This window comes from Kribbella sp., assembly GCF_035655035.1.
GTDB lineage: Bacteria > Actinomycetota > Actinomycetes > Propionibacteriales > Kribbellaceae > Kribbella.
This window is the reverse complement of the sequence record NZ_DASRVN010000433.1, coordinates 1-6,672: the sequence shown is the minus strand read 5'-3', so window position 1 is coordinate 6,672 and position 6,672 is coordinate 1. Positions and strand designations below refer to the sequence as shown.

6 protein-coding genes are annotated in these 6,672 nt (G+C 70.4%); 1 reads left to right on the top strand and 5 read right to left on the bottom strand.

Annotation, left to right across the window (positions count from 1 at the left end; translation table 11 throughout):
- Positions 1-28: 28 nt before the first annotated feature.
- From allB to VFF46_RS23935, 5 genes are read right to left on the bottom strand one after another with little or no spacing between them, the layout of a single operon-like run.
- Positions 29-1,369, bottom strand: coding sequence for an allantoinase AllB (gene allB / locus VFF46_RS23955; protein WP_325039443.1), 1,341 nt, complete (start codon positions 1,367-1,369; stop codon positions 29-31).
- On the bottom strand, positions 1,366-2,505 hold the full coding sequence (locus VFF46_RS23950; RefSeq protein ID WP_325039442.1) for a glycerate kinase: 1,140 nt from the start codon (positions 2,503-2,505) through the stop codon (positions 1,366-1,368). The genes allB and VFF46_RS23950 overlap by 4 nt, the downstream gene beginning before the upstream one ends.
- Positions 2,505-4,274, bottom strand: coding sequence for a glyoxylate carboligase (gene gcl, locus VFF46_RS23945; protein ID WP_325039441.1), 1,770 nt, complete (start codon positions 4,272-4,274; stop codon positions 2,505-2,507). The genes VFF46_RS23950 and gcl overlap by 1 nt, the downstream gene beginning before the upstream one ends.
- Positions 4,274-5,158: a 2-hydroxy-3-oxopropionate reductase gene (locus VFF46_RS23940; RefSeq protein ID WP_325039440.1), complete on the bottom strand. Its 885-nt coding sequence runs from the start codon at positions 5,156-5,158 to the stop codon at positions 4,274-4,276. The genes gcl and VFF46_RS23940 overlap by 1 nt, the downstream gene beginning before the upstream one ends.
- Before the next feature lie 17 nt (positions 5,159-5,175).
- Entirely contained in the window at positions 5,176-5,988 is an 813-nt protein-coding gene (locus VFF46_RS23935) for a hydroxypyruvate isomerase family protein (RefSeq protein ID WP_325039439.1), read from the bottom strand.
- Between the two features lie 154 nt (positions 5,989-6,142).
- Here VFF46_RS23935 and VFF46_RS23930 point away from each other — a divergent pair.
- The coding region (locus VFF46_RS23930) for a PucR family transcriptional regulator ligand-binding domain-containing protein (protein WP_325039438.1) at positions 6,143-6,672 on the top strand (530 nt) is incomplete at its 3' end.

Below are 6,672 nucleotides of genomic sequence, written 5' to 3'. Positions count from 1 at the left end.
GGCAGGCCGCCCTTCGGGGCATAGAAGCTCATCGTTCTCCTCGGGTCAGCAGGCGGCCGCGCGGGTCGGCGGCGAGGTCGACGGGTACGCCGTGCAGCCAGGTGCTCCGGACGACACCGGTCAGGGTGCGGCCGTCGTACGGCGTGATCGCGTTCTTGTGCTGGAGCCGGCGCGCGTCGACGGTGAAGGTCTCGTCGGGAGCGAGCACACACAGGTCGGCGTCGTACCCGACCTCGATCCGGCCCTTCGTGCGCAGCCCGGTCTGGGCCGCGGGCGCCTCGGCCATCCAGCGGACCACGTCCGCGAGGGTGAACCCGCGCCGCCGGGCCTCGGTCCAGATCGCGGGCAGGCCGAGCTGGAGCGACGCGATCCCGCCCCAGGCGGTGCCGAAGTCGCCGGTGTCCAGGTGCTTGAGGTCGATCGTGGACGGCGAGTGGTCGGACACGATCTGGTCGATGGTGCCGCTGCGGAGGCCGTCCCAGAGCAGCTCACGGTTGGCGGCCTCACGGATCGGCGGGCAGCACTTGTACTGCGTGGCGCCGTCCGGGATGTCCTCCGCGTCGAAGCTGAGGTAGTGCGGGCAGGTCTCCGCGCTGATCCGTACGCCGGTCGCCCGGGCGTCGGCGAGCAGCGGGAGTACCTCGGCGCTGGAGACGTGCAGGATGTGCACGCGGCAGCCGGTCGTACGGGCGAGGTCGATGACGTGCTGCACGGCCTCGTTCTCCGCCGTGCGGGGACGCGAATTGAGGAAGGCTGCGTAGCTCGCGCCGTCGGGCGGGGTCGCGTCGTCGATCTGGTGGGCGTCCTCGGCGTGCACGATCAGCAGGCCGTCGAAGCCCGCGATCTCGCGCATCGCGTCCTCGAGCTGCGCGGGGTCGAGCGGCGGGAACTCGTCGACGCCGGAGTGCAGCAGGAAACACTTGTACCCGAACACGCCGGCGTCGTGCAGCGGGCGCAGGTCGGGGACGTTGCCCGGGATCGCACCGCCCCAGAAGCCGACGTCGACGTACGCCTGGGTCTCCGCGGTCTTCCGCTTGAGCGTGAGCGCCGGGACGTCGCAGGTCGGCGGGATGCTGTTCAGCGGCATGTCGACAATCGTCGTGACACCACCGGCCGCGGCGGCCTTGGTCGCGGAGGTGAATCCCTCCCAGTCGGTCCGCCCGGGGTCGTTCACGTGCACGTGGGAGTCGACGAGCCCTGGCAGCAATACCTCGTCGTCCGCCAGCCGGAGGTCCGCCGCGGCGTCGAGCTCGGCGTCGTACGGCGAGACCACGACGATCCGCCCGTCCCGGACCCCGACCGCGGCCGCCTGCTCACCACCGCCACGCACCACCCGCCGGGCTCGTATCACGAGATCCAGAGCGTTCATGCGATGCCTTTCTCTCTTCGTGTCATCGTAAGGTGCTCGACCGCGAGGCGTTCGCCGAGTTCTTCCAGGAGTGGGCGCGGCTCGGCGATACAGCGTCGTACGTCGGGCTCGACGTCGGTCAGCGCGTACGCCGCCGCGACACCGATCCCCCGGAGCTGCTCCGCGCTCAGCCGGTTGACCCCACAAACCGCAACCACCGGCACACCGTTGGACGCAGCTGCCACGCCGGCGACTGCCTTCCCGTGCAGGGTCTGTTCGTCGAGAGCGCCTTCGCCGGTGACCACCAGGTCCGCACCGGCGAGCTTCTCGCGGAACCGCACCATCTCCAGCACGAGCTCGATCCCGGGGCGGAGTTCCGCGCCGAGCAGTGCCAGCGCGGCGAACCCGACCCCACCGGCGGCTCCCGCACCCGGGGTATCACGCAGGTCCGCGCCGGTTTCCCGCGCAACCACGTCAGCCCACTTGCCGAGGGCCGCGTCCAGCTGCGCGACCTGTTGCGGAGTAGCACCTTTCTGCGGCCCGTAAACAGCCGCAGCCCCGCGACGCCCGGTCAACGGATTGTCGACATCGCACGCGACCACGATCTGTACCCCGTCGAGCCGTCGCCGGAGGGCTGCCAGCCGTCTGTCCGGAACTTTTTCGTCACGGAGCGACGAATTGTTTCCGGAAAGAGCCTCGATCAGCCCGCGGCCGCCGTCTGTGGACGCGCTGCCGCCTATTCCCAGGACGATGCGCGTGCACCCGGCGTCGAGCGCGGCCGCGATCAGTTCGCCGGTGCCGTACGTCGTGGCCGTGAGGGGCGCGGGTACGCCGCCGGGGAGCCGGACGAGGCCGGACACGTCCGCGAGTTCGACGACCGCGGTGTGCCCGGAACGGGCGTACCCGCTGCGGACCGGCTCGCCCGTGGGGCCGGAGGCGTCGACCGGGACCAGGGTGTAGCCGGCGGCGACGGCGGCTGACAGGGTCCCGTCGCCGCCGTCGGCTACTGGGACGGAGATCACGGTGGCATCGGGGCAGACTCGTCGTACCCCGGTGCCGACCGCTTCCGCGACCTCCGCGCTGGTGAGCGTGCCCTTGAACTTGTCCGAGGCGACGACGACCCGGAGGCCGAACCCCTCGAACGACGCGCTGCCCATCAGTCCAGCAGGGCGAGAGCGGTCGGCGCGTCCTCCGGTGCGATCGCCAGGTCCTCAAACTCGATCACGTTGTCGATCTCGACACCCATCGACACGTTCGTGACCCGTTCCAGGATGACCTCGACGACGACCGGCACCCGGTGCTCGACCATCAGCTTCTTCGCCTGCTCCAGCGCCGGCAGGATCCCGTCCGGCTCGGACACCCGCAACGCCTTGCAGCCAAGGCCTTCGACGACCTTGACGTGGTCGACGCCGTACCCCGCGACCTCCGGACTGTTGATGTTGTCGAAGGACAGTTGCACGCAGTAGTCCATGTCGAAGTTCCGCTGCGCCTGGCGGATCAGCCCGAGGTACGAGTTGTTCACCACCACGTGGATGTACGGGATGTTGAACTGCGCCCCGACCGCCAGCTCCTCGATCAGGAACTGGAAGTCGTAGTCGCCCGACAGCGCGACGACTGTGCTCTCCGGATCCGCGACCGCGACACCGAGCGTCGCGGGAACGGTCCAGCCGAGCGGTCCGGCCTGACCGGCGTTGATCCAGTGCCGCGGCCGGTACACGTGCAACATCTGCGCGGCCTGGATCTGCGACAACCCGATCGTCGACACGTACCGGACGTCCGGCCCGAAGGCACGGTTCATCTCCTCGTACACCCGCTGCGGCTTGATCGGCACCGCGTCGAAGTGCGTCTTCCGCTGCAACGTCGTACGACGCTCCCGGCACTCGGCGGCCCACGCCGTACGGTCCGGCAACGAGCCGGCCTGCTCGCGCGCGACCTCGACGAGGACCTCCAAGGCGGCGCGGGCGTCCGACACCACGCCGTAGTCGGGTGCGAACACCCGCCCGATCTGCGTCGGCTCGATGTCGACATGGATGAACTTGCGAGAACCGCGGTACACGTCCAGCCCGCCGGTGTGCCGGTTCGCCCACCGGTTGCCGATCCCGAGGACCAGGTCGGACGCCAGCAGCGTCGCGTTCCCGTACCGGTGCGAGGTCTGCAGCCCGACCATGCCCGCGCTCAGCGGGTGGTCGTCCGCGATCGCGCCCCAGCCCATCAGGGTCGGTACGACGGGAATCCCGGTGAGCTCGGCAAACTCCACGAGCAGCTCGGCCGCGTCGGCGTTGATGATGCCGCCGCCCGCGACGATCAGCGGGTGCCGCGACTCGGCGAGCATCCGCAGTACCTTCTCCGCCTGCGCCCGGGTGGCCGCGGGACGCGAGACCGGCAGCGGCTCGTACGTGTCGATGTCGAAGTCGATCTCGGCCAGCTGGACGTCGATCGGCAGGTCGATCAGCACCGGGCCCGGACGGCCTTCGCGCATCACCTGGAACGCCTTCTGGAAGGTGCCCGGGACCTGCGCGGCCTCCATCACCGTGACCGCCCACTTCGCGACCGGCTTGGCGATCGCGGAGATGTCGACGGCCTGGAAGTCCTCCTTGTGCAGCTTCGCGACCGGCGCCTGCCCGGTGATGCACAGGATCGGGATCGAGTCCGCGGCGGCGGAGTACAGGCCGGTGATCATGTCGGTCCCGGCCGGCCCCGACGTACCGATGCAGACGCCGATGTTGCCCGCACGGGCCCGGGTGTACCCCTCGGCCATGTGCGACGCGGCCTCGACGTGCCGGGCGAGCACGTGCTTGATGCCACCGTGCGCGCGGATCGCGCTGTAGAACGGGTTGATCGCGGCCCCCGGCAGCCCGAAGGCCTGCGTCGAGCCTTCCTTCTCCAGGATCAGTACGGCGGCGTCGACCGCCCGCATGCGCGCCATCAGTTGACTTCCTTTCCGGACATCCGCTCCACGCCGCGCAGCAGCGCGGAGTGGTCGAGCTTGCCGTCGCCGTTCGCACGGGCGGACGCGACCAGCTGCGCCACCAGGGCACCCAGCGGTACGACGACACCCGCCTCGCGCGCGGCCGCGGTGACGATGCCCATGTCCTTGTGGTGCAGGTCGATCCGGAACCCGGGCTCGAAGGAGCGCGACAGCATGTTCTCCTTCTTCTGGTTGAGTACGGTCGACCCCGCGAGGCCGCCGCCCAGCACTTCGAGGGCCGCCTTGGTGTCGACGCCGTACGCCTCCAGGAAGACGACCGCCTCGGCGACCGCCTGGATGTTCGCGGCGACGATCAGCTGATTGGCCGCCTTCACGGTCTGGCCGGAGCCGCTCGGGCCGACGTGCACGACGGTCTTGCCGACCGCGTCGAACACCGGCTTGGCCTGCGCGAAGTCGTCCGCCTCGCCGCCCACCATGATCGACAGCGCGGCGTTCTTCGCGCCCGCCTCGCCGCCGGAGACCGGGGCGTCGAGCAGCCGGAAGCCGAGCGCGCGGGCCTGCTCGGCGAGTTGCTGGGTGACGTCCGGGCGGATGCTGGAGAAGTCGATGATCAGCGCGCCGGTGTCGGCGTTCTGGAAGACGCCGTTCTCGCCTTCGAGGACGTCCTGGACGTCCGGCGAGTCGGGCACCATCACGCAGATCACGTCGGCGCCCTTGACCGCGTCGGCGATCGAGGTGGCGGCCCGGCCGCCGGCGTCGATCAGGGCGGCGGCGCGGTCCGGCGTACGGTCGAGGCCGGCCACGGTGTGCCCGGCGTTGGCGAGGTGCACGGCCATCGGGTTACCCATGATGCCGAGGCCGATGAAGGCGATATTGCTCATGTGTGTCGTCTCCTAAGTCAGCGGCGCTCGTACGGGAGCCAGCCGAAGCTTGTTTCGGTGGTGGTGGACGGCTTGTACTCGAGGCCGACCCAGCCGGCGTAGCCGTTCGTCTCCAGGGCGGTGAGCTGGTGCTCGAGCGGGAGCGTCCCGGTGCCGGGCTCGTTGCGGCCCGGGTTGTCGGCGATCTGCACGTGCGCGACCCGGTCGGTGTGCTCGGCGATCACCCGGTCGACGTCGTCGCCGTTGACCGCGAGGTGGTACAGGTCCGCGAGCAGCCCGACGTTCGGTACGTCGTACGCCGCCTGGACGCGGTCGATCACGCGGAGCGCGTCGGCCGCGAGCTTGAGCGGGTACCGCGCGGCGCCGCTGACCGGCTCGACGAGCACGGTGGCGCCGATCCGCGCGGCGGCCTTCGCGGCGAGGGACAGGTTCTCGACCGCGAGGTCGTCCTGTTCCTCGGCGGTGCTGCCCTCGACGCGGTTCCCGTACAGAGCGTTGAAGCCCTGGGCCCCGAGGCGTTCGCCGATCCCGACCGCGACGTCGAGGTTGTCCCGGAACTCGCCGGACCGCTTCGGCCAGGACACCAGCCCGCGGTCGCCGCCCGGCATGTCGCCGGCGAAGAAGTTCAGGCCGGTCAGCCGGACGCCGGCGTCGGTCACCGCGGTCACGAACGCCTCGACCTGGCGGTCCGGCGGGACGGCCTCGACGAACGGCCACCAGAACTCCACCGCGCTGAACCCGGCCCGCCGGGCGGCCGCGGGCCGCTCGAGCAGGGGCAGCTCGGTGAAGAGCAACGAACAGTTCACCGTGTACCGCAACTGGTGACTCATCCCGACTCCAACTTTCCGCATTGTGGAACTTGATTTCTGTTCTGCGAAAAGACCATAAGTCGACCGCCGCGGGCCGTCAAGCGTCCACAGGTCCTATATGAGAGCTGTCCCTCGTGTACGCGCGCGTTGTACGTTCCTCTAAAGGAGGTACGCCGTGCTGCTCGCCGAACTGCTCGACGCGCCCGAGCTCGGGTTACGCCTGCTGTACTCCGCGGGCGGCGTACTGGACCGTCCGATCGGGCGGCTGGTGACGACCGACCTGCTGGAGCCGGGGCGGTACCTGAGCGGCGGCGAGGTGGTCCTGACCGGGCTCGTCTGGCGGCGGCAGCCCGCGGACAGCGACGTGTTCGTGGCGTCGGTCGCGGCCCGCGGAGCGACCACGATCCTCGCGGGCAAGGCGCAGCTGGGCGACGTACCTGAGGATCTGCTGGAGGCGTGCCGCAGGCATCGGATGACGCTCGTCGAGGTGCCGGTCGAGGTCGCGTTCGCGGATGTCACGGAGTACGTCGCGGCGGCCGGGTCGGCGGAGACCGGGGCGCGGTTGTCGGCCAGTCTGGTGCGGCAGCGGCAGCTGTTGTCGTCGATCGCCGCCGGGCGCAGCCTGGACGAGCTCGCGGCCCGGATCTCCACCGAGATCGGGCACGACTGCCGGGTGCTGACCCCGACCGGGCGGCACGTCGTACC